12 protein-coding genes are annotated in these 19,954 nt (G+C 69.9%); 5 read left to right on the top strand and 7 right to left on the bottom strand.

Features of this window, described 5'->3' with window-relative positions; translation table 11 throughout:
• Window positions 1-29: 29 nt before the first annotated feature.
• The 5 genes from OG741_RS04405 to OG741_RS04385 form a co-directional block, all read right to left on the bottom strand.
• Window positions 30-2,030, bottom strand: coding sequence for an ATP-binding protein (locus OG741_RS04405; protein ID WP_405595327.1), 2,001 nt, complete (start codon window positions 2,028-2,030; stop codon window positions 30-32).
• Between the two features lie 180 nt (window positions 2,031-2,210).
• A complete protein-coding gene (locus tag OG741_RS04400) occupies window positions 2,211-2,603 on the bottom strand; it encodes a nuclear transport factor 2 family protein (protein ID WP_266485020.1) in 393 nt (130 codons plus the stop codon).
• 97 nt (window positions 2,604-2,700) lie between these two features.
• Window positions 2,701-3,954, bottom strand: a complete 1,254-nt coding sequence (locus OG741_RS04395; RefSeq protein WP_405595326.1) for a cytochrome P450, cyclodipeptide synthase-associated — start codon at window positions 3,952-3,954, stop codon at window positions 2,701-2,703.
• 292 nt (window positions 3,955-4,246) lie between these two features.
• Window positions 4,247-5,692 carry a glyceraldehyde-3-phosphate dehydrogenase gene (locus OG741_RS04390; RefSeq protein WP_405595325.1) on the bottom strand — a complete coding sequence of 482 codons (1,446 nt, stop codon included), beginning with the start codon at window positions 5,690-5,692 and terminating at the stop codon, window positions 4,247-4,249.
• A 117-nt stretch (window positions 5,693-5,809) separates the two neighbouring features.
• Window positions 5,810-7,636 (bottom strand): glycoside hydrolase family 15 protein, encoded by a 1,827-nt coding sequence (locus tag OG741_RS04385; RefSeq protein ID WP_405595324.1) that lies wholly within the window; start codon window positions 7,634-7,636, stop codon window positions 5,810-5,812.
• Window positions 7,637-7,868: 232 nt separating this feature from the next.
• On the opposite strand from OG741_RS04385, the gene OG741_RS04380 reads away from it, so the two are divergent.
• The 3 genes from OG741_RS04380 to OG741_RS04370 all read left to right on the top strand — a co-directional run bounded on the left by OG741_RS04380 (window position 7,869) and on the right by OG741_RS04370 (window position 12,702).
• The gene (locus OG741_RS04380) at window positions 7,869-8,801 is read left to right on the top strand and encodes an oxygenase MpaB family protein (protein WP_405595323.1); all 933 of its coding nucleotides are present in this window, start codon (window positions 7,869-7,871) and stop codon (window positions 8,799-8,801) included.
• Complete coding sequence (locus tag OG741_RS04375) at window positions 8,783-11,023, top strand: tetratricopeptide repeat protein (protein WP_405595322.1); 2,241 nt, start codon at window positions 8,783-8,785, stop codon at window positions 11,021-11,023. Before OG741_RS04380 ends, OG741_RS04375 begins: the two co-directional genes overlap by 19 nt.
• 146 nt (window positions 11,024-11,169) lie before the next feature.
• Window positions 11,170-12,702: a phytoene desaturase family protein gene (locus OG741_RS04370; RefSeq protein ID WP_405595321.1), complete on the top strand. Its 1,533-nt coding sequence runs from the start codon at window positions 11,170-11,172 to the stop codon at window positions 12,700-12,702.
• Window positions 12,703-12,741: 39 nt separating this feature from the next.
• On the opposite strand, the gene OG741_RS04365 is transcribed toward OG741_RS04370, so the two are convergent.
• Window positions 12,742-14,607, bottom strand: a complete 1,866-nt coding sequence (locus OG741_RS04365) for a serine hydrolase (RefSeq protein WP_405595320.1) — start codon at window positions 14,605-14,607, stop codon at window positions 12,742-12,744.
• 149 nt (window positions 14,608-14,756) lie between these two features.
• Here OG741_RS04365 and OG741_RS04360 point away from each other — a divergent pair, with 149 nt between their 5' ends.
• Together OG741_RS04360 and OG741_RS04355 are read left to right on the top strand one after the other, a co-directional pair.
• Window positions 14,757-15,866 (top strand): NAD(P)H-dependent flavin oxidoreductase, encoded by a 1,110-nt coding sequence (locus OG741_RS04360; protein ID WP_405595319.1) that lies wholly within the window; start codon window positions 14,757-14,759, stop codon window positions 15,864-15,866.
• The gene (locus tag OG741_RS04355; protein ID WP_405595318.1) at window positions 15,863-17,410 is read left to right on the top strand and encodes an acyl-CoA synthetase; all 1,548 of its coding nucleotides are present in this window, start codon (window positions 15,863-15,865) and stop codon (window positions 17,408-17,410) included. The genes OG741_RS04360 and OG741_RS04355 overlap by 4 nt, the downstream gene beginning before the upstream one ends.
• A 40-nt stretch (window positions 17,411-17,450) precedes the next feature.
• Here the strand turns inward: OG741_RS04355 and OG741_RS04350 are convergent, their stop codons facing one another.
• On the bottom strand, window positions 17,451-19,871 hold the full coding sequence (locus OG741_RS04350) for a penicillin acylase family protein (protein WP_405595317.1): 2,421 nt from the start codon (window positions 19,869-19,871) through the stop codon (window positions 17,451-17,453).
• Between the last annotated feature and the right edge of the window lie 83 nt (window positions 19,872-19,954).

Genomic DNA, 19,954 nt, shown 5'->3' with positions numbered 1-19,954 from the left:
CGCAACTGCCCAGCGTGCGCCTTCGGTTGCTATCGGGGGCCGTGCACCTCCTGCTGCCACAGGGCTTCGCAGAGCAGGTCCAGGCCCTGGCGCAGGTGGCGACGGTAGGTGCCGTACGGAAGGCTCAGGCGGCGGGCCGCGGCCTCCTGGGTGGGTGCACCGGAGAAGTAGCCTGCCGTCAGGGCCCCGCAGGCGCGCACTCCGCGCGGGTCTTGGGCGAGGTCGTCGACGGCCTGGCGCAGCAGCGTACGCAACTCCTCGACGGGATCACCGAAGTCGGCTGCGAGACGCGTACGCATCAGGGCACAGGCGGCGAAGGCGCCCGGATCGCGCCAGTGCGCCAACGCTTCGCGCACGGCCTGCTCGAACGCGGTACGCGATAGGGCCGATGGTCCGGACGGGACCGGTGCGTCGGGGGCTGATATGAAGCGGAGGAGCCATGTCTCCACGGGGACCTGACGCCAGTCGACGCTGAACAGCCCGTAGGTGTGCTCGCCCACTCGCGGGCGCGCCCCCGTGTCGCCGAGGGTGCCTTCGACCCGCTCGGCCCAGGTCTCGGCGTCCCGGTAGACGGCGAAGCCGTAGGCGCGGCCGCGGGCACGGGCTGCCTCCGCCTGAGCCCGGGAACTGCTCAAGTCGATGACGCGCGAGGGCACCTGGTACCGCTCGGGGTAGATCGAGAAGCGGCTGATGCCGATGTGTTCGCCGGGGTTCACCGGGGCGGTGGCATCGGTGTACCGCCACGCGGCGGCGACGACAGGATCGGTGGCAAGGTCCTGAGGGTCAGGAGGGGCGGGCAGAGCGAGTCGGGCCGTGAAGGCCACGATCCGGCCCGTGCTCACGAGACGGTAGACGCTGAAAGCCTGCGGCTGGCGATGTGCCCAGTAGCGGACCAGTTCCGCGGAGGCGGCCCCCTCGGTCTCCTCGGCCATCCACAGCACGACATCGATGTCGTCGGGGTGCAGCGGACGGTCGTGCACCTCGTCCTCGCGGGACCAGGTGCGTAGCCGGGCCAGGGTCTGCCCCTCCCGGAAGAGGTAGAAGAGCTCGTCGGTGACGGTCCACACCCGCTCCTCGGGTCCCTCGCGCAGGATGCGCAGGTACTCGTCCGCCAGACGCCGGCGCATCGTCTCGAACGCGTTGGGAGCGCGCCAGCGCAGGTCGGCGGCCAGCGTCTCGCGTGCGGCGTCGTGCGGGTGGAGCCCCCGATGCGTGGACTCCATGAAGGGCAGGTCCCTCAGCCAGGAGAGGAGCAGATGGGCATCCTCACCGGGCAGCACGGAGGCGAGCAGTTCCTCGGACGTCGAGTGGGCCTGTGCCGCCACCTCCAGGGCGCGGCGGTGGGCTGCCGTGGGGACCTCACCGATCAACCCCGCCACCAGTGTGCGCAGGACGTCCGCCGACGGGGCCCAGATCTCCTCCCTGGAGCAGCCCGCCGATCCTGCCGCGGCCGCGAGGGACAGGGCCAACGGGTTGCCGCCGGCGAAGCGGAGCACCCGGTCGCGCAGTTCGGGCCGGATCTGCGCCGCGATCAGCAGATTCCGGGCCTGCTCCGCGGAGAACGGCTCCAGTTCGGTCACGTGCAGGAGCCCGGACCAGGCGGGATCGGCGGTCCACTGCGGCTGCGGAGCGCGCCGTCCGGCCAGGACGACCAGGGTGTCGTCCGCGGCGCGGGGCAGAAAGTGGTGCCACAGCCAGCTCTCCAGCCACTGGCAGTGCTCGAAGGAGTCCACGAACAGGACCGCGCCTGGAACATCCAGGAAAGGACCGGCAGCCTGCTCGAAATCGGCCGGGTCCCGGCTGACGAACCGGCCGTCGAGTTCGACGAGCAGCCGGCCCGCGGCACGAGCGTGGTCCGCCAGACGCCTCAGCAGCGTCGACTTCCCGATGCCGCCCGGCCCGTACACGTAGAACGCGAACGGTGCCTGGGGAGCGCCGGCCAAAGCCTCCTCGAAGCGCCCGAGCTCCTCGTCCCGGCCGATGAACGCCCGCACGCGCGCTCTGCTCAGCCTCTCTCCCACGGACACCATGGCGGCTCCCATCCCCTTGCTCCAGCACTGGAAAGCCATGCCCGGAGACACCCATCGGGCACGGGCGGCGACAGCGACCGGCACGAGTCGCAGGGCGGTGTCGCATCCGGCGCTTCGGAGGCCGATTCCCCCGCCAGGGCCAGCTACTCCGGGGAGATCCTAACGGAGGCCCTGTCCATGTCACTTGATGAGCCCGAGGTTCCCGTCGTCGGGGTGGCCGGTGATCAGGAGGGTGGTTTCTTCGACGCGATGGAAGCGGCCGTCGGGGGCCAGCTGGGCGAAGAGATAGACCTCGGTGCGGGAGATGCGGCCGTTGTGCCGGCTGAGGGTGACGGTGTGGCGGTCGGCGTAGCGCAGTCCGTCCCGGAGTTCGTCGTGGACTTCTATGTGTCCGCTGCGGATCAGGGAGCGGAGGCGTGTGATGTGCTGCGCGAAGGAGGTCCGGTCACTCCACACGCCGTCGGTGCGCTGGCGGTAGTCAGGGGTGAAGTGCCGGTCGAGGGCTTCGGCGAGGTCGAGGCCCGGCGTGAACAGCAAGTCGTTGATGGCTCGGGTGATGTCGGTCGATGTCATCGCTGTATACGCCTGAAGAGAGTAGGGGCATGGAATTGGTTCTGGCCGCTGGAGCCGTGGAGGACACGACGCCGGGCCGGCCCGGGAGAGGCCGGGGTCAGGGACGGCCGTCGGTCGTGGCCGGTGCCGCCTTCGTGGACGGAATGAAGTCCAGCGACAGGGAGACAGGGCCTCGGGTGTACAGGCCGGTCTCCTGGTAGCGGAAGCCGGGGCTGTAGCAGACCTCGTTGAGCAGGGGCAGGAGCATTGCGGCGACGGTCTCGATCTCGGCGCGTGCGAAGGCCGCGCCGACGCACTGGTGGAGTCCGGTACCGAAGGCCAAGTGCTGGGCGGCCGCGGTGAAGGAGCGGGCGGTGCCCAGGTCCGGGCGGTGGATGTCGAAGGTGTCCGGGGCGGTGAAGGCATCGGGGTCGCGGTTGGCCGCGCCGATCATGCAGAAGACGGTGGCACCTGCCGGGACGGTGGTGCCCGCGAACACGGCGTTCTCCTCCGCCTGGCGGGGAATGAGCTGGACCGGCGGGGTGAAGCGCAGGGTCTCGGCGATCGCGGCGGCCAGCAGGTTTGGGTCCCGGCGGACCTGCGCCAGCTGCTCGGGGTGGTCGATCAGGTGCTTGAAGAGCAGGGCGAGGGTCTTGTCCGCGGGCTCGGTGGCGGCAGCCAACACGTTGATGATCAGCGCGGTGACGTCGCGATTGCTCATGGCGACGCCGTCGAACTCGGCGGTGCACAGCGTCGATATCAGGTCCTCGCCGGGGTGGCGGCGCCGCTGTTCGATGACGGGTACGAGATAGGCCTCCAGCTGCTCCGCGCAGTCCATGCAGTGCCGGCGGCGCTCGGGGGTGAGAGTCATGCTGGTGATGAATTCGACGACCCCGCTGTGCCAGGCGGCTACCTGCCGCCAGTCCTCTCTGTCCAAACCGAGGACATCGAGGGTCACGTGGACGGCGAAGGGCTTGCCGAAATCGTTGACGAGGTCCATCCGGCCTCGGGAAAGGAAGGGGGCCATGAGTTCAGCGGCGTTGGCGTGGACGGCGCGTATCTGCTTCTTGAGGGCCTGGCCGGTGAAACCCCGGACGACGATCTTTCGCTTGGCGGTGTGCTCGGCCCCGGTCATCTGGGCGAGGACCGGCCCGCGCATCACCGGCTCGGCGCGCACCTGCAGCGTCTGGGTAGTGAACGCCTCATGGTCGGTAAGTACCCGCTTGACGTCCTGGTAGCGGGAGAGGAAATAGCTGTCGATCGCCGGCTCGTAGTGCACCGGAGCCTGCTCCCTCAGCTGTGCGGAGTGGTGGTAGGGGGCTGCGGCGAAGTCGTCGGACAGGATGCTGAAACGGGGATTGGCCACGGGCATGGTGAAGACCTCTCAAAAGCGTCCGCGAGAGGGTAAGCGAAGCAAGCCCACCCGGGGTACAGGATGGGCGAACGGCGGCACGGGTTCCGGTCGTGGGGAGGGCTTCTCACTCAGCCCACAGGACCAACAATCACTCTCGCTCGACCTGGACCACCAGTCGCTGAAGCCAGTTGGCATCAGTGCGGGTCACGAACATTCTCTGATGCCAACTGGCAATCCTGGTCACAGCGTGTGTGAATGGCCCATCCGGCCGCCCGCCCGCCGGGAGGCCGGATGGGAAAGTCCGCCGGGATCAGACGACCGGGACCGGGTAGGTCGGGTACTCCACCCCGGACACGTGCTGAACGACGCGGATGACCTGGCAGGAGTAGCCGAACTCGTTGTCGTACCACAGGTAGAGGATCGCGTTGTCGCCGTCGACCTTGGTGGCGCCGGCGTCGACGATCGAGGCGTGGCGCGAGCCGATGAAGTCGCTGGAGACCGCGTCGGGGGCGGTGGTGAAGTCGATCTGGCGCTTGAGCGGCGAGGTCAGCGAGACGTTGCGGAGGTAGTCGAGGACATCCTCGCGGGTGGTCTCGCGCCCGAGCCGCAGGCTGAGGATCGCGATCGAGACGTCCGGCACCGGGACACGGATCGAGCTGCCGGTGATCGGCGCCTTGAGGTCGGGCAGCGCCTTGGCGACGGCGGAGGCGGCACCGGTCTCGGTGATGACCATGTTGAGCGGCGCCGAGCGGCCGCGCCGGTCGGAGCTGTGGTAGTTGTCCAGCAGGTTCTGGTCGTTGGTGAACGAGTGGACGGTCTCCACGTGACCGCGCAGGACGCCGTACTCGTCCGCCATCGCCTTCAGCGGCGGGACGATCGCGTTGGTGGTGCACGACGCGCAGGACAGGATCTGCTCGTCCGGCTTGATCATGTCGTGGTTGACGCCGTGGACGATGTTGGGGACGTCGCCCTTGCCCGGCGCGGTGAGGACGACCTTGTCCACGCCCGGGCGCAGGTGCTTCGACAGGCCCTCGCGGTCGCGCCACTTGCCGGTGTTGTCGATGAGGATGGCGTCCTTGATGCCGTACGCCGTGTAGTCGACCTCCGACGGGTCGTTGGCGTAGATCACCTTGATCTCGTTGCCGTTGGCGATGATCGTGCTGTTCGCCTCGTCGACGGTGATCGTGCCCTGGAACTGGCCGTGGATGGAGTCGCGCCGCAGCAGTGAGGCGCGCTTGACGATGTCCTGGTCGCCGCCCTGGCGGACGACGATGGCGCGCAGGCGCAGGCCGTTGCCGGAGCCGGACTTCTCGATGAGCAGGCGGGCGACGAGGCGGCCGATGCGCCCGAAACCGTAGAGGACGACGTCGCGCGACTCGCAGCGCTCGATCTTGTTGGCGCCCGTGGCGCCGACGACGGCCTCGGCGGTGAACTCCTGCGCCGAGAGACCGCGGTCGTCGGCCTTGTACATCGCGGCGAGCATGCCGATGTCGATCTGGGAAGGGCCGAGATCGAGCGTGGTGAGAGCCTGCAGGAACGGCAGCGTCTCGGTGACCGAGAGCTCCTCACCGTCGATCTGCCGGGCGAATCGGTGGGTCTTGAGGATGCTGACCACCGACTTGTTCACCAAGGAGCGGCTGTGAAGCAGGACCGTGACGTCCCGCTCCCGGTGCAGCTTCCCGATGATGGGGATCATCGACTCCGCGATCTCCTCGCGGTTTTTCCAGTTGGTGAACGAGTCGTCATTGACAGTCACAGATTTATCTTTCGAGCTAGGCGGCGCTCATATGCTAACCCGTCGCCAGTTTGATCGTTCAAACGGTGCCGCCTGGCGGGAAAGGTGTTCAGTTTTGAGGGTATTTAGCCCGAACTGTCAGCCAAGGGCGCGGTCGAGGTTGAACGCGGCGCTGATCAGCGAGAGATGGGTGAATGCCTGCGGGAAGTTGCCGAGCTGTTCGCCGGTCAGCCCGATTTCCTCGGCGTACAGGCCGACGTGGTTGGCGTAGGTGAGCATCTTCTCGAAGGCCAGCCGGGCCTCCTCCAGCCGTCCGGCGCGGGCGAGCGCCTCGACGTACCAGAAGGAGCAGATCGAGAAGGTGCCCTCGGCCCCGCGCAGGCCGTCCGGGCTGGCTTCGGGGTCGTAGCGGTAGACCAAGGAGTCCGACACCAGGTCCGCGGTGAGCGCGTCCAGGGTAGCGAGCCATTTCGGGTCGGTGGGTGAGATGAATTTGGCCATCGGCATCATCAGTACGGAGGCGTCGAGTACGTGATCCTCGAGGTGCTGAACGAACGCCCCTCGATCAGGGGACCAGCCGCGCTGCATGATCTGCCGGTAGATCGCATCACGGCTCTGCCGCCAGCGGGGGAGGTCCGCGGGCAGGCCGCGCCGGTTCGCCATCCGGATGGCTCGCTCTATCGCCACCCAGCACATCAGCCGCGAGTACACAAAGTTCCTGCGTCCGCCGCGCGTTTCCCACACGCCGTCGTCGGGTTGGTCCCAGTGGTCGCAGAGCCAGTCCACCAGCACACCGAGCTCGTCCCACCGGTCGCTGCTGATGGGCTGACCCCACTTGTCGTACAGGTAGACGGAGTCGATGAGCGCTCCGTATATGTCCAGCTGGAGCTGGCCGGTGGCGGCATTTCCCACCCGCACCGGGGCGGAGCCCAGGTAGCCCTCCAGGTGGGGCAGTTCGCGCTCGGGCAGCTCGTTGCGCCCGTCGATTCCGTACATGATCTGCAGCGGCCCCTCGGAACCGCTGCCCCGCATGGTGCCCCGCTCGGACAGGAAGCCCATGAACGCCTCGGCTTCTTCCGTGAAGCCCAGCCTGAGCATGGCGTACACACAGAAGGCGGCGTCACGGACCCACACGAACCGGTAGTCCCAGTTGCGCTCGCCGCCGATCTGCTCGGGCAGGCTGGTCGTCGGGGCAGCCACGATGGCGCCGGTCGGCGCGTAGGTGAGCAGCTTCAGCACGAGCGCGGAGCGGTGCACCATCTCCCGCCACCGCCCGTGGTAGCGCGAGGCGGCCAGCCAGTTGCGCCAGAACCTGACGGTGGTCTCGAACTGGTCCTCCGCCTCGGCCTGGGGGCAGGCGTGCGGGATGACGTCACCACTGACCGGGTCCAGGGCGAACACCGCGGACTCGCCCTCGAGGAGCTTGAAGCGCGAGCGCGCGTCCAGGCCGTCGCACTCCAGCGGCGCGGTGGCCATCAGCGCCAACGACAGGCTCTCGGAGCGGAACAGCGCGGTGTTGCCCTGCAACTCCGCGGAATGCGGTTCGGCCCCGTAGCCGAAGCGTGGAGCCACCCGCGCTGTGAACGGAAGCGATCCCCGGACGCAGATCACCCGCCGGATCAGCCGGTGCGGGGCCGCCGCGCTCTCGTCGGTGATCGGCATGAAGTCCTGGATCTCGGCCACCCCGTCGGAGGCGAAGAACCGCGTGATGAGAACGTTTGTATCGGGAAAGTAGAACTGCCGGGTTCGCGTCGGCACGTCGGCGGCCAGCTCGAAAGATCCGCCCCGGTTCGCGTCCAGAATGGAGGCGAACACGCTGGGTGAGTCGAAGCGCGGGCAGCAGTACCAGTCGATGGTTCCGTTGGTGCCCACGAGCGCCGCACTGTGAAGATCGCCGATGAGGCCGTGCTCGGCTATGGGCAGATAGGGCGAGACGCCCTCTTGTCCGAATCCGGTACTCGTCATACCGGCCTCCGTGTGGCCGCAGTCCGCATAGCGCGTATACGCAATGGTAAAAAGCCTGGTCATATTGCCGCAAGGGGGGCATTCCCGGCAGGAAGGGGGCCGTGGCGCCCCCGGAGAGCCGGGCGCAGGCGCTCGCGGCTCCGGTCGCCCAGGCGCAGGAGCCGGGCCAGGTGACGGCGCCGGCGGACGCGAAGACGCCCGCCCGGTTCATACTGAAGCCTGGGAGGGGAACATGAGTGATGGCGACGCGGACCCCGGGCTCTTCGGACCCGACTCGGTGACCTGGCAGCTGCACGGTGACCCGATGATGTGGGTCGCCGGGGTACGTGCCCTCTACCTCCAGGCGCTGCTCCCCCGCGCCGTACGAGGCGTCATGCAGAACTCGGACTTCCGCCACGACGCCTGGGGACGCCTCATGCGCACGGCGAACTTCGTCGGCACCATCACCTACGGCACCGCCCCGGCTGCCGAGCGGGCCGGTGCCCGGGTCCGCCGTATCCACACCCGCCTGGGGGCCACCGACCCCGCCACCGGAGAGCGCTACGGCGTCGACGAGCCCGAGCTCCTGCTGTGGGTGCACTGCGCCGAGGTCGGCTCGTATCTCGCCGTCGGACGCCGCTCGGGCTTCCCCCTCAGCGACGCCCAGGCCGACCGCTATCTCGACGAACAGCGCGAGGCGGCCCGCCTCGTCGGACTCGACCCGGCCGGCGTGCCGTCGTCCGTCGCAGAGCTCGACGCCTATTTCGACCGGGTACGCCCCGAGCTCGCCGCCGGACCCGAGGCGCACGACGTGGACGACTTTCTCCAACGGCCGCCGATCAACACCCTGCTCGTCCCGGCGCGTGAACTGCTGTGGCGGCGCGTCGCCGAACTCGCCTACAACGCACTGCCCCCTTACGCCCATGAGCTCTACGGCAGACCCGCCCCCGCCCCCGAACGCGTCACGCATCAGCTCATCGCCAGCGGCAACCTGCTGCGCTGCGTTCCCTCCCGTCTACGCTGGCAACTCCCGCCAGGTCACATCTTGAAAGCGATGGCGCGACTCGGCCCCGGCAGCCGCCCGGCCCCGTACAAACTGCGCAGACAGGAGGCCATACTGGACGGGCCGAGGAGGGCGCAGCTCAGCGACGGGGGCGACAGCACGCGATGGCGGAAACCAGGCTGATCCAAGGCCGGTACCGACTGCTCGATCTCATCGGGCGCGGAGGCATGGGCGAGGTGTGGCGGGCCCGTGACGAGGCGCTCGGGCGCAATGTCGCGGTCAAGTGCCTCAAGCCACTGGGACCTCAGCGCGACGACAAGTCCTTCACGCGGGTCCTGCGGGAGCGCTTCCGTCGCGAGGCGCGGGTCGCCGCCGCGCTCCAGCACCGCGGGGTGACCGTAGTCCATGACTTCGGCGAGTACGAAGGCGTGCTGTACCTGGTCATGGAGCTGCTTCAGGGCCGCAACCTCAGCCAGCTCCTCGAAGACAACAAACAGCATCCGCTGCCCGTGGCCGACGTCGTCGACATCGCCGAACAGGTCGCCGACGCTCTCGCGTACACCCATGAACAGGGCATCGTCCACCGCGACTTGAAGCCCGCCAACATCATGCGGCTCACCGACGGCGCGGTGAAGATCTGCGACTTCGGCATCGCCCGCCTCGGCGCGGACATCGGCTTCACCTCCAAGCTCACCGGCACCGGCATCGCCATGGGCACGCCGCACTACATGTCGCCCGAGCAGATCAGCGGCGACCATGTCGACCACCGCAGCGATCTGTACTCCCTGGGCTGTGTGCTCTACGAGATAGCCACCGGCGTCCCGCCCTTCGACCACGAGGACGCCTGGGCGGTCCTCGTCGGGCACCGCGACACCTCGCCGCAGCCGCTGCGCACCCATCGCGCCGAGATTCCGGAGTACTTCCAGCGGATCGTCCTCGATCTGCTCGCCAAGACCCCCGAGGGACGGCCCGACGACGCGAATGACCTGCGACGGCGGATCGGCTCGGCCGCGGGCCAGGGGCAGCCGCACGGTGTCGTGCCGGGGCCGCGCCCCGAGCAGCCGCCGTCGAGCGAGCCGCGGCTCCCGTCCTGGACCCGCGGTATGACGACCGGCCACAAGGCGACCGGGACCTCGGCGCTGCGGCCCGCGCTGCCCGACCACACCGCGGGGCTGACCGGCGAGTGGACGACGTCCACCGATCCGCGTGGCGGCCCGCTGCTGCCGCCGCGCGCCGGGGCCGAGCGCCCCACGCCGCCGCCCGAGCTGCTTGCAGTCCTCGCCGGCCGCCACAACGCCGGCCTCAGCCTCGGCCGGCTCGGCCGCTGGGAGGAGGCGGGCGAGGTGCATCGCGCGGTCGCCGCGGAGCGCGAACACTCCCTGGGGCCCGACCACCCGGACACCCTGGCCAGCCGTTACGAGGTCGGCTTCACCCTGAGCCGCACCGGGCGCGCCGCGGACGCGCTGCGGGAGTTCGTCCGGGTCGCGGAGGGGCGTGAGCGGACCTTGGGCGCCGACCATGCCGAGACGCTCGCCGCACGCCAGGAGACGGCGTACGTCCTCGGCCAGCTCGGGAGGCACTTCGAGGCCCACGAGGTGTACGCGGCGGTGCTTGAATCCCGTGAGCGCACCATGGGGCCCGAACACCCCGACACCCTGCGCTGCCGCCACAACCTCGCCTTCAACCTCAGCAGACTGGGGCGCCTGGAGGACTCCTACCGGATGGCGTACGAGGTCGCCGCGGCGCGGGGCCGGGTGCTCGGCGCCGAACATCCCGACACGCTTGTCACACGGTACGAAGTCGCGTACGCACTCGGTCAGTTGGGGCGCTGGGCCGAAGCCCTTCAGACGTATCGCGAGGTGGTGGTCTCCCGCGCGAGGGCGCTGGGCGCCGACCACCCCGACACCCTCGCCGCACGCTACGAGGTCGGCATAAGCCTCGGCCGGCTCGGCCGCAGCGCGGAGGCCCTGGAGCTGTATCGCGAGCTTGTCGACGACCGCACCCGACTGCACGGTCCCGCCGACCCCGAGACCCTGCGCGCCCGCCACGGCCTCGGCGTGAACCTCGGGCGTCTCGCCCGCTGGGAGGAGGCCCTCGCCGAGGCCCGCGACGTGTGCGCCCTGCGCGAGCGTGTCCTCGGCGCGGACCATCCTGACACCCTCGTCAGCCGCCGCGAGGTGGCCGTGGGCCTGGGCTGGCTGGGCCGCTGGGCGGACGCGCTGGCGGTCTACGGCCAGGTCGCCACGGCGCGGGAACGGGTCCTGGGCATGGACCATCCCGACGCGCTGGCCAGCCGTAACGACGAGGCGCACTGCCTGGAGCAGCTCGGCCGACACACGGAGGCGGTCGAGTTGTACCGCCGCGTGGCGGCCATGCGACAGCAGCGAGGCACACCGCACAGCTAGGCCCTGTCCGGCCGATCTTGGCCCGCGTGCCCTGGCACGGCCCCTCTCCCCGTAGCCCTTCGGGCACGGGAGGTGCCCCCATCGCCAGACCCGCTCACTGATCCGGCCTGATCGACCGAACAGGACCTGGAGGTTAGGGTCCGGCCATGCCCGCACACACTTCGTATGACGTCGTGATCGTCGGCGGCGGCCACAACGGCCTGGTCGCCGCCGCCTACCTTGCCCGTGCCGGACGCTCCGTCCTCGTGCTGGAGCGCCGCGGAAACACCGGGGGAGCCGCCGTCTCCACCCGCCCCTTCGACGGGGTCGATGCCCGGCTGTCCCGCTACTCGTATCTCGTGTCGCTGCTCCCCGACAAGATCGTGCGCGACCTGGGGCTGAGCTTCGCCGTCCGCAAACGCACCGTCTCCTCCTACACCCCCAAGGGCACCGGCGGCCTCCTCGTCGGCGGCGACGGCACCCGGGATTCCTTCGCCCGTCTCACCGGCGGGGACCGGGAGTACGAGTCCTGGCAGGACTTCTACGCGATGACGGGGCGCGTCGCCGAGCGCGTCTTCCCGACGCTGACCGAGCCGCTGCCGACCCGCGAGGCCCTGCGGGCGCGCATCGACGACGAGACGGCGTGGCGGATCCTCTTCGAGGAGCCCATCGGCGTGGCGATCGAGAAGCGGTTCGCCGACGATCTCGTCCGGGGAGTGGTGCTGACCGACGCCCTGATCGGCACCTTCGCCGACGCCCATGACACCTCGCTGCTCCAGAACCGCTGCTTCCTCTACCACGTGATCGGCGGGGGGACCGGGGACTGGGACGTGCCGGTGGGCGGCATGGGCGCGCTGACCGACGCGCTCGAGGGCGCGGCGCGGGCGGCGGGAGCCGAGATCGCCGTACTGCACGAGGTGACCGGGATCGAGACCGACGGCGAGCGGGCCGAGGTGGCCTTCCGTGCCGACGGGGCCGAGGGCACGGTCGCGGCCGGCCATGTCCTGGTGAACGCCTCGCCGCAGGCCCTCGCCGCGCTGCTCGGCGACGAGCCTCCCGCGCCCGCCGAAGGCGCCCAGCTCAAGGTCAATATGCTGCTGCGCCGGCTGCCCCGGCTGCGCGACCGCTCGGTGGATCCGCGGGACGCGTTCTCCGGCACCTTCCATGTGTCGGAGGGGTACGGGCAGTTGGCGACCGCGTACCGGGAGGCAGCCGAGGGGCGGCTGCCGAGCGCGCCGCCGTCCGAGATCTACTGCCACTCCCTGACCGACCCGTCGATCCTCGGTCCCGCACTCGCGGCGCAGGGGTATCAGACCCTGACGCTGTTCGGGCTGCACACTCCGGCGCGCCTGTTCGCCGCCGACAACGAGGCGGCGCGCGGCGAACTGCTCGCGTCGACCCTCGCCGAGCTGGACTCGTATCTGGACGAGCCGATCGCCGACTGTCTCGCGCTCGACGAGCACGGCGAGCCCTGCATCGAGGCGAAGACCCCGCTCGACCTCGAACAGGAACTGCGGCTGCCCGGCGGCCATATCTTCCACCGCGATCTCGCCTTCCCCTACGCGGCCGAGTCGACGGGGCGCTGGGGCGTCGAGACGGCTCACGCCAATGTGCTGCTGTGCGGTGCGGGCGCCGTGCGTGGCGGCGGGGTCAGCGGCGTGCCGGGGCACAACGCCGCGATGGCGGTGCTCGGCCGGTAGGTCAGTTCCGGGGGGTGTCCGCCGGGCACCCCCACGGGCTCAGTCCCGCGACGGCGCCCACCCGTTGGCCTCGATCCGGGCGGCGTCCGCGGGCCGCGCCTCGTCGAAGACCGGGCGGCCGTCGTCCTCGACGCGCAGGGCGTCCACATACACCCCGCGGCCGACATAGAGCTGATCGGTCGCATACCGCCAGCGCAGCCGTACCGTGCCGCCGCGCCACGCCGAGAGATCCGCGGTGAGCCGGTGCCAGACACGCCCGGACCAGCCGGTCGCCGACCCTGTGGGGTGCGGCTGCGGTTCGGCCCCTTTGCGTACGGTCGTGAACGGCACCGCCCGCCAGGTCACCCCGTCGTCCGTCGACCCCTCCAGGAACAGCGCGTCCGACCCAGGCTCGGTGTCCCACCACAGCGAGCAGCACAGCCGGGCCCGCTGCGAGGTGAGGGCGATCGCGGGGAGGCCGAGAACGGCGTTCGTGGCACCGGCCATGCCGGAGAACCAGGCGGTGCGGCCGCGCTCGGGGCGTACGGCGACCGCGCGGGCCATGTTGTTGGCGGCGGCGATCCGCGGTGCGCTGCCGGAACGCCAACTGCGCACCGGATGCACGGAGTTGCCGAGCACGATCAGGAACGAGTCGGTGCTCGGGTCGAGCACCAGGCTGGTGCCGGTGAAGCCGGTGTGACCCGCGGTGCGGGGTGTGGCCATGGCACCCATGTACCAGTGCTGGTAGAGCTCGAAGCCGAGGCCGTGCTCGTCGCCGGGGAAGGCGGTGTTGAAGTCGGTGAACATCAGCTCCACGGACGCCCGGCGCAGAATGCGGGACCGTCCGTAGACACCGCCGTTGAGGAGGGTGCGGGCGAGGATCGCGAGGTCCCAGGCGCAGGAGAAGACTCCGGCGTGACCGGCGACGCCGCCGAAGCCGAATGCGTTCTCGTCGTGGACCTCGCCCCAGACGAGACCGCGGTCGAGACCCGACCAGGGCAGCCGGGCGTCCTCGGTGGCGGCGATCTTCGGCTTCCAGGAGGCGGGCGGGTTGAAGCGAGTGCGGTGCATCCCGAGTGGAGCAGTGATCTCGTTGTGGAGCAGTACATCCAGAGTGTGACCGGTGATCTTCTCCAGGATCAGCTGCAGCGAGATCAGATTGAGGTCGGAGTAGAGGTACTTGGTGCCGGGAGGACTGGCAGGGGCCTCGTTCCAGAGCAGCCGGAGCTTGCCCTCCCTCGTCGGCTCCTTGTAGAGCGGAATCCAGGCGCGGAACCCCGAGGTATGGGTGAGCAATTGACGCACGGTGATGTCCTGCTTGCCCGCGCCCCCGAAGTCCGGGAGATACGAGGCGACTTCGGCCTCCAGTGCCAGGGCGCCGCGTTCGATCTGCTGCACCGCCAGAATCGAGGTGAACAGCTTCGAGACGGATGCCAGATCGAAGACGGTGTCCTCGGCCATGGCGATCTGCCGCTCCGCCGGGAACTCCACGCCCGCGTCGGCCTTCTCGTCGTATGCCGCATAGCGCACCGCCTTGCCGATCGGCCGGTGCAGTGCCACCGTGCCGCCGCGTCCCGCGAGCAGCACCGCTCCCGCGTACCAGGGGTGCTTGGGGGACGGACCGAGGAACTTCTCGGCGTCGGTGACGAGCCGGTCCAGATGGGCGGGGATCAGCCCGGCCTGCTCGGCGGAGCCGCGCCGCAGCGTGGGCTGCCCGGCGCCGGACAGGCCGCCCAAGTCGTCTTCCGGCCCGCTGCCCGTGCCGCCTTCCGGCCCGCCGGCCGAGCCCGCTCCCGGTCCGCCTCCCGAGGCCGAAGCCGCCTCGGCGAAGGGAATCGGTGCCAGCGCGAGCGCTCCGCCCAGGGCCAGTACCCCGCTGCCGAGCCTGCGCCGGCTGATCCCTCTGCCCGCTGCGTCCTCAGTCATCCAGCACCCTCCTGAAAGTATCTTTCGGGAACTGCCACGGCAGTGAAACTTTCTTGCCAAGGCAGGGTGGTGTCAACCACCGCAAAGAATCTGACACAGCATCAGAAAATCTCTTCCCTCGTCCGGCGGGCTGCGGCATCCTGCGGCCCATGGAGACGGAGCTGAGCAAGAGACTGGGAATCGAGCACGCCATCTTCGGCTTCACGCCGTTCCCGGCGGTGGCCGCCGCCATCAGCCGGGCCGGTGGATTCGGGGTCCTGGGCGCGGTCCGCTACACGGCGCCCGACGACCTCAAACGCGACCTCGACTGGATGCAGGAGCACACCGGATCAAAGCCCTACGGCCTCGATGTCGTCATGCCCGCCAAGAAGGTCGAGGGCGTGAGCGAGGCCGATGTCGAGGCGATGATCCCCGAGGGCCACCGGCAGTTCGTCAGGGAAACACTCGCCAAGCACGGCGTCCCCGAGCTCCCCGAGGGCGAGGCGTCCGGCTGGCGGATCACCGGATGGATGGAGCAGGTCGCCCGCCGCCAGCTCGACGTCGCCTTCGACTATCCGATCACGCTGCTCGCCAACGCCCTCGGCTCGCCGCCCGCCGACGTCGTCCAGCGCGCCCACGACCGGCGCATCCTCGTCGCGGCCCTCGCCGGAAGCGCCAGGCACGCACGCCACCACGCAGACGCCGGCATCGACATCGTCGTTGCCCAGGGTTACGAAGCGGGCGGCCATACCGGTGAGATCGCGTCCATGGTGCTCACGCCCGAGGTCGTCGACGCCGTGAACCCCCTTCCCGTACTCGCCGCCGGAGGCATCGGCAGCGGCGAGCAGATCGCCGCCGCTCTCGCCCTCGGCGCGCAGGGCGCCTGGCTCGGCTCCCTCTGGCTCACCACCACCGAGGCCGACCTCCACTCCCGGGCGCTCACCGAGAAGCTCCTCGCCGCGGGCTCCGGCGACACCGTCCGCTCCCGCGCCCTGACCGGCAAACCCGCCCGCCAGCTGCGGACCGAGTGGACCGAGGCCTGGGACGACCCGAACGGCCCCGGCACCCTGCCCATGCCGCTGCAGGGCCTCCTCGTCGCCGATGCCGTATCGCGGATCCAGAAGTACGAAGTGGGCCCGCTGCTCGGCACCCCCGTCGGCCAGATCGTCGGCCGGATGAACTCCGAACGCAGTGTGCAGCAGCTCTTCGACGAGCTGACCCGGGGCTTCGAACGGGCCGTCGACCGCATCAACCGCATCGCCGGAAGGAGCCAGTCGTGAGTGAGCTCAACGGCTTCTGGGCCCAGGCCGCCGCCGACCCCGGCCGTACGATCCTGATCGCACCGGACGGCGAGGCATGGAGCGCCGGGCGACTGGACGCGGCCGTGAACAGGCTCGTCCACGGCCTGCGTGCGGCCGGTCTCGAGCAGGGCGACTCCTTCGCCGTCGTCCTGCCCAACGGCGTCGAGTTCTTCACCGCCTACCTCGCGGCATCCCAGGCGGGGCTGTATCTCGTCCCCGTCAACCACCATCTCGTGGGCCCCGAGATCGCCTGGATCGTCGCCGACTCGGGCGCCAAGGTGCTCATCGCGCACGAGCGCTTCGCGGACGCCGCGACCGCCGCCGCGGACGAGGCGAAGCTCCCCGCGAGCCACCGCTACGCCGTGGGCACGGTCGAAGGCTTCCGCCCGTACGCCGAACTCCTCGACGGGCAGCCGGAGTCGGCGCCCGAGGACCGGGTGCTCGGCTGGGTCATGAACTACACCTCGGGCACCACCGGACGCCCGCGCGGCATCCGCCGACCGCTGTCCGGCAAGCTCCCCGAGGAGACCTACCTCGGCGGCTTCCTCGGCATCTTCGGCATCAGGCCCTTCGACGACAACGTCCACCTGGTCTGCTCGCCGCTCTACCACACCGCCGTACTCCAGTTCGCAGGCGCCGCGCTGCACATCGGGCATCCGCTGGTCCTGATGGACAAGTGGACGCCCGAGGAGATGCTGCGCCTCATCGACGCGTACGACTGCACCCACACGCATATGGTGCCGACGCAGTTCCACCGGCTTCTCGCGCTGCCCGACGCGGTCAAGGAGCGCTACGACGTCTCGTCGATGCGGCATGCCATCCACGGCGCGGCCCCCTGCCCCGATCATGTGAAGCGGGCGATGATCGACTGGTGGGGCACCTGTGTCGAGGAGTACTACGCGGCCAGCGAGGGCGGCGGCGCCTTCGCGACCGCCGAGGACTGGCTGAAGAAGCCGGGCACGGTCGGCAAGGCCTGGCCCATCAGCGAACTCGCCGTCTTCGACGACGAGGGCAACCGGCTTCCGCCCGGTGAACTGGGCACCGTCTACATGAAGATGAGCACCGGCGGCTTCAGCTACCACAAGGACGAGGCCAAGACGAGGAAGAACCGCATCGGCGACTTCTTCACCGTCGGCGACCTCGGCATCCTCGACGAGGACGGCTATCTGTTCCTCCGCGACCGCAAGATCGACATGATCATCTCCGGCGGCGTCAACATCTACCCGGCCGAGATCGAGTCGGTGCTGCTGACCCATCCCGCCGTCGCGGACGCGGCAGCGTTCGGAATCCCGCACGCCGACTGGGGCGAAGAGGTCAAGTCCGTCGTCGAACCGGCCGAGGGCCATGAGCCTGGCGCTGCACTCGCAGCCGACATCCTTGCCCACTGCGAACGTCAACTGGCGGGCTACAAACGCCCCAAGACGGTGGACTTCATCGAGGTCATGCCGCGCGACCCGAACGGCAAGCTCTACAAGCGCAGGCTGCGCGCGCCGTACTGGGAGGGCCACGAGCGCGCGATGTGAGCCCGGACAGCGCTCCCGCTGTCCGGGCCACTGAACCGCGTCAGCCCCTGACCCACACCACCTTCAGTGCGGGCGAGCGCAGGATGTCCCGCTCGCAGAACCGGGACGTCACCCAGCGCTCGCCCGAGAACAGCTCGGTCTGGTCGCTGTGGTGCGGGGAGTTCGGGTTCGACGACTGGGAGTACGTGAGCAGGGTGCGGGCCACCGGACAGCGGCCGCCGTCCCAGCCCACCGCCTGGATATGGCTGGAGCCCGCCGCCACCTCTGTATATCCCGTCGCCGGACTCCACAGCGGCTCGATCTTGTTCCAGACGCCGAGGCTCTCCGTGCCGCCGTGGACGGGGATGCGCTTGCCGTTGCGTACGACGAACTGGTGCTCACCCAGCGGCGAATCGAGTGCGATCCGGGCCGAGCGCAGCTCGGCGACGGCCGCGGTCAGGGCCTGCGCGAAGCCGGGCGAGGCGGTGTTGAGCGTGTGGGGCGTACGGACCGGATCCGCCGCCGAGAACGGCACCTGCCACAGCTGTGCCGCCGGCACCCTGGCCGTGAGCCCCCGCCAGAACCGGTCGAAGAGCAGCGCGCCGCGGCTGTCGGTGTTCATCGTCCGGTCCCAGCGCCCGATCACCGAGCACGCCTCGGTGTCGCCGGGCAGCACGGCCGTGCATGCCTTCGCCGCGTCCGCAGCCGCCATGTCCCCTGCGGGCGCGCGATTCGCGAACTGCTGCTTCTCCAGATCGAAGACCGTCAGCCCGCCCTTCCCGGCCATCGCCGCAACATCCTCGATCGCGCCCCGGGTACGCAGCGACCTGGGTGTGCCGAAGGAGCCGAAGACCCGCTCGTAGCCGCTCAGCGGCCGGTCGGGATTGGCCAGCCAGGCACTGTCGTTGGAGTTCTCCGCGTACGGAGCGTCCTTCAGCGTCGGCATCCTCGACGGGCCGAAGATGCCCGGCTGCACCGCGTCCGGGTCCGAGCCGAGCGCACAGTCCCCGCGCGAGCCGTCCAGGACGGCGACACCCGCGGCGGGGTACGTCACCTTGCCCAGCGGCGTCGAGCAGTGCTGCGCCAGCTCGTCGGTGATCCGCGGCAGGACCTGCGCCTGGGAGAAGAGGGTATGGCCCCTGGAGTCGGCGGCGATGGTGTTCACCCACGGCAGCCCCTGCGTACGCCGCAGCGCCCGCAGCATGTCTTTCGTGGAGCGGGCCTTGCCGAAGGCGAGAGCGGTGTCGGAGCCGCGCAGATTGCTCGCGTTGGGGTCGTTCAGCGCGTACGCGGTCGTCGCCGACCAGGGCAGGGGCAGCGTCGGGCCGAGCGAGGTGACGACCGGGCCGTACCGCGTCCACCACTGCGTACGCGTCACGGGGGCGCCGTCCCTGACCGGGACACTGACGGTCCGCTTGGTCATTCGCTCCGGCTTCCCGTCCACCAGATACGTGGTCGGGTCGGCCGGATCCAGTGTCAGCTGATGCAGATTGAGCGTCACGCCGGTCGCGACGGTGTGGCTCCACGCCACCTTGTCGTTGAAGCCGATGTTGACGACGGCGGTGCCGAGCAGTGAGGCGCCCGAGACGTTCAGTTCACCGGGGATGGTCTGCTGCGACTGCCAGAAACGGCGTCCGCCCTGCCAGGGGTAGTGCGGATTGCCGAGCAGCAGGCCACGCCCGTTCGCGGTCGTACTGCCGCTGAACGCGACGGCGTTGGAGCCCATGTCGGCGCTCTCGGCGGAGAACAGGTCCCGGGCCGCTTTCGCCGTCGCGGCCGCGTCGGGCGCGCCGACTGGGGCCTGACCCGGCGGCTGCGCGGCTGTGATGCCGTCGACGGCGCGTCCCTGGCCGCCGAGCACCGACACGGCGAAGCCGCGCCTGGCCACGTCCAGCGTGGTCACCGGGCCCACCCAGTCGGCGTCCTTGCATGCCGGATCGGTGATGCGATGCTGCTTCAGCCAGGCGTTGTAACCGGCCGCCCAGCCCCGCATCAGCTCCTTGACCTGCTGTCCCGGGCCTGCGGGCGCGGGCGTCGTGAGCAGCTTCTCCACCGTGCCCGCGTCTCGTACACCACGGAAGTAGAGATCGCTGGAGAGGTTCCTGGCCGCCGAGGAGAGCGAGCCGTCGGGGGCCGCGTCGGGGCCGAAATGGCGCGAGCGTTCGCCGCGCACGGTGAGGAAACCGTCGGCCAGGACGCATACCTGGTCGGCTGCCTGCGCCCACCCGGTGCCGAAGCCGAGACTCGCGTAGTTCTTGGCGACGATATGCGCAACGCCATGCTCGGTATAGCGGATGACGGCCGACAGACCACCGCCGGAAGGATGCCGGCCGTGCCGGTCACCGGAATCGGCGGCCGCGGCCTGCGGCAGTACGGCGGCTGCGGTCACCAGGGCGATGCAAGCGAGCCCGAGCCGTCTCAGGCGGGTGCGGAAGAGCAACGTGCCTCCCAACAGGACTGCGTTGAAAGCGGGTTGGTCCATGCAGTCAGCCGGGGCGTGCGCTGTCAACATCCCGTTCGGTATCCGAGGCCTTGACCCTCAGGTCGCCGCCGCCGAGGATCGCG

It is taken from the genome of Streptomyces sp. NBC_01410 (assembly GCF_045040195.1).
Classification (GTDB): domain Bacteria; phylum Actinomycetota; class Actinomycetes; order Streptomycetales; family Streptomycetaceae; genus Streptomyces.
This window is presented reverse-complemented; position numbering and strand designations above follow the sequence as displayed.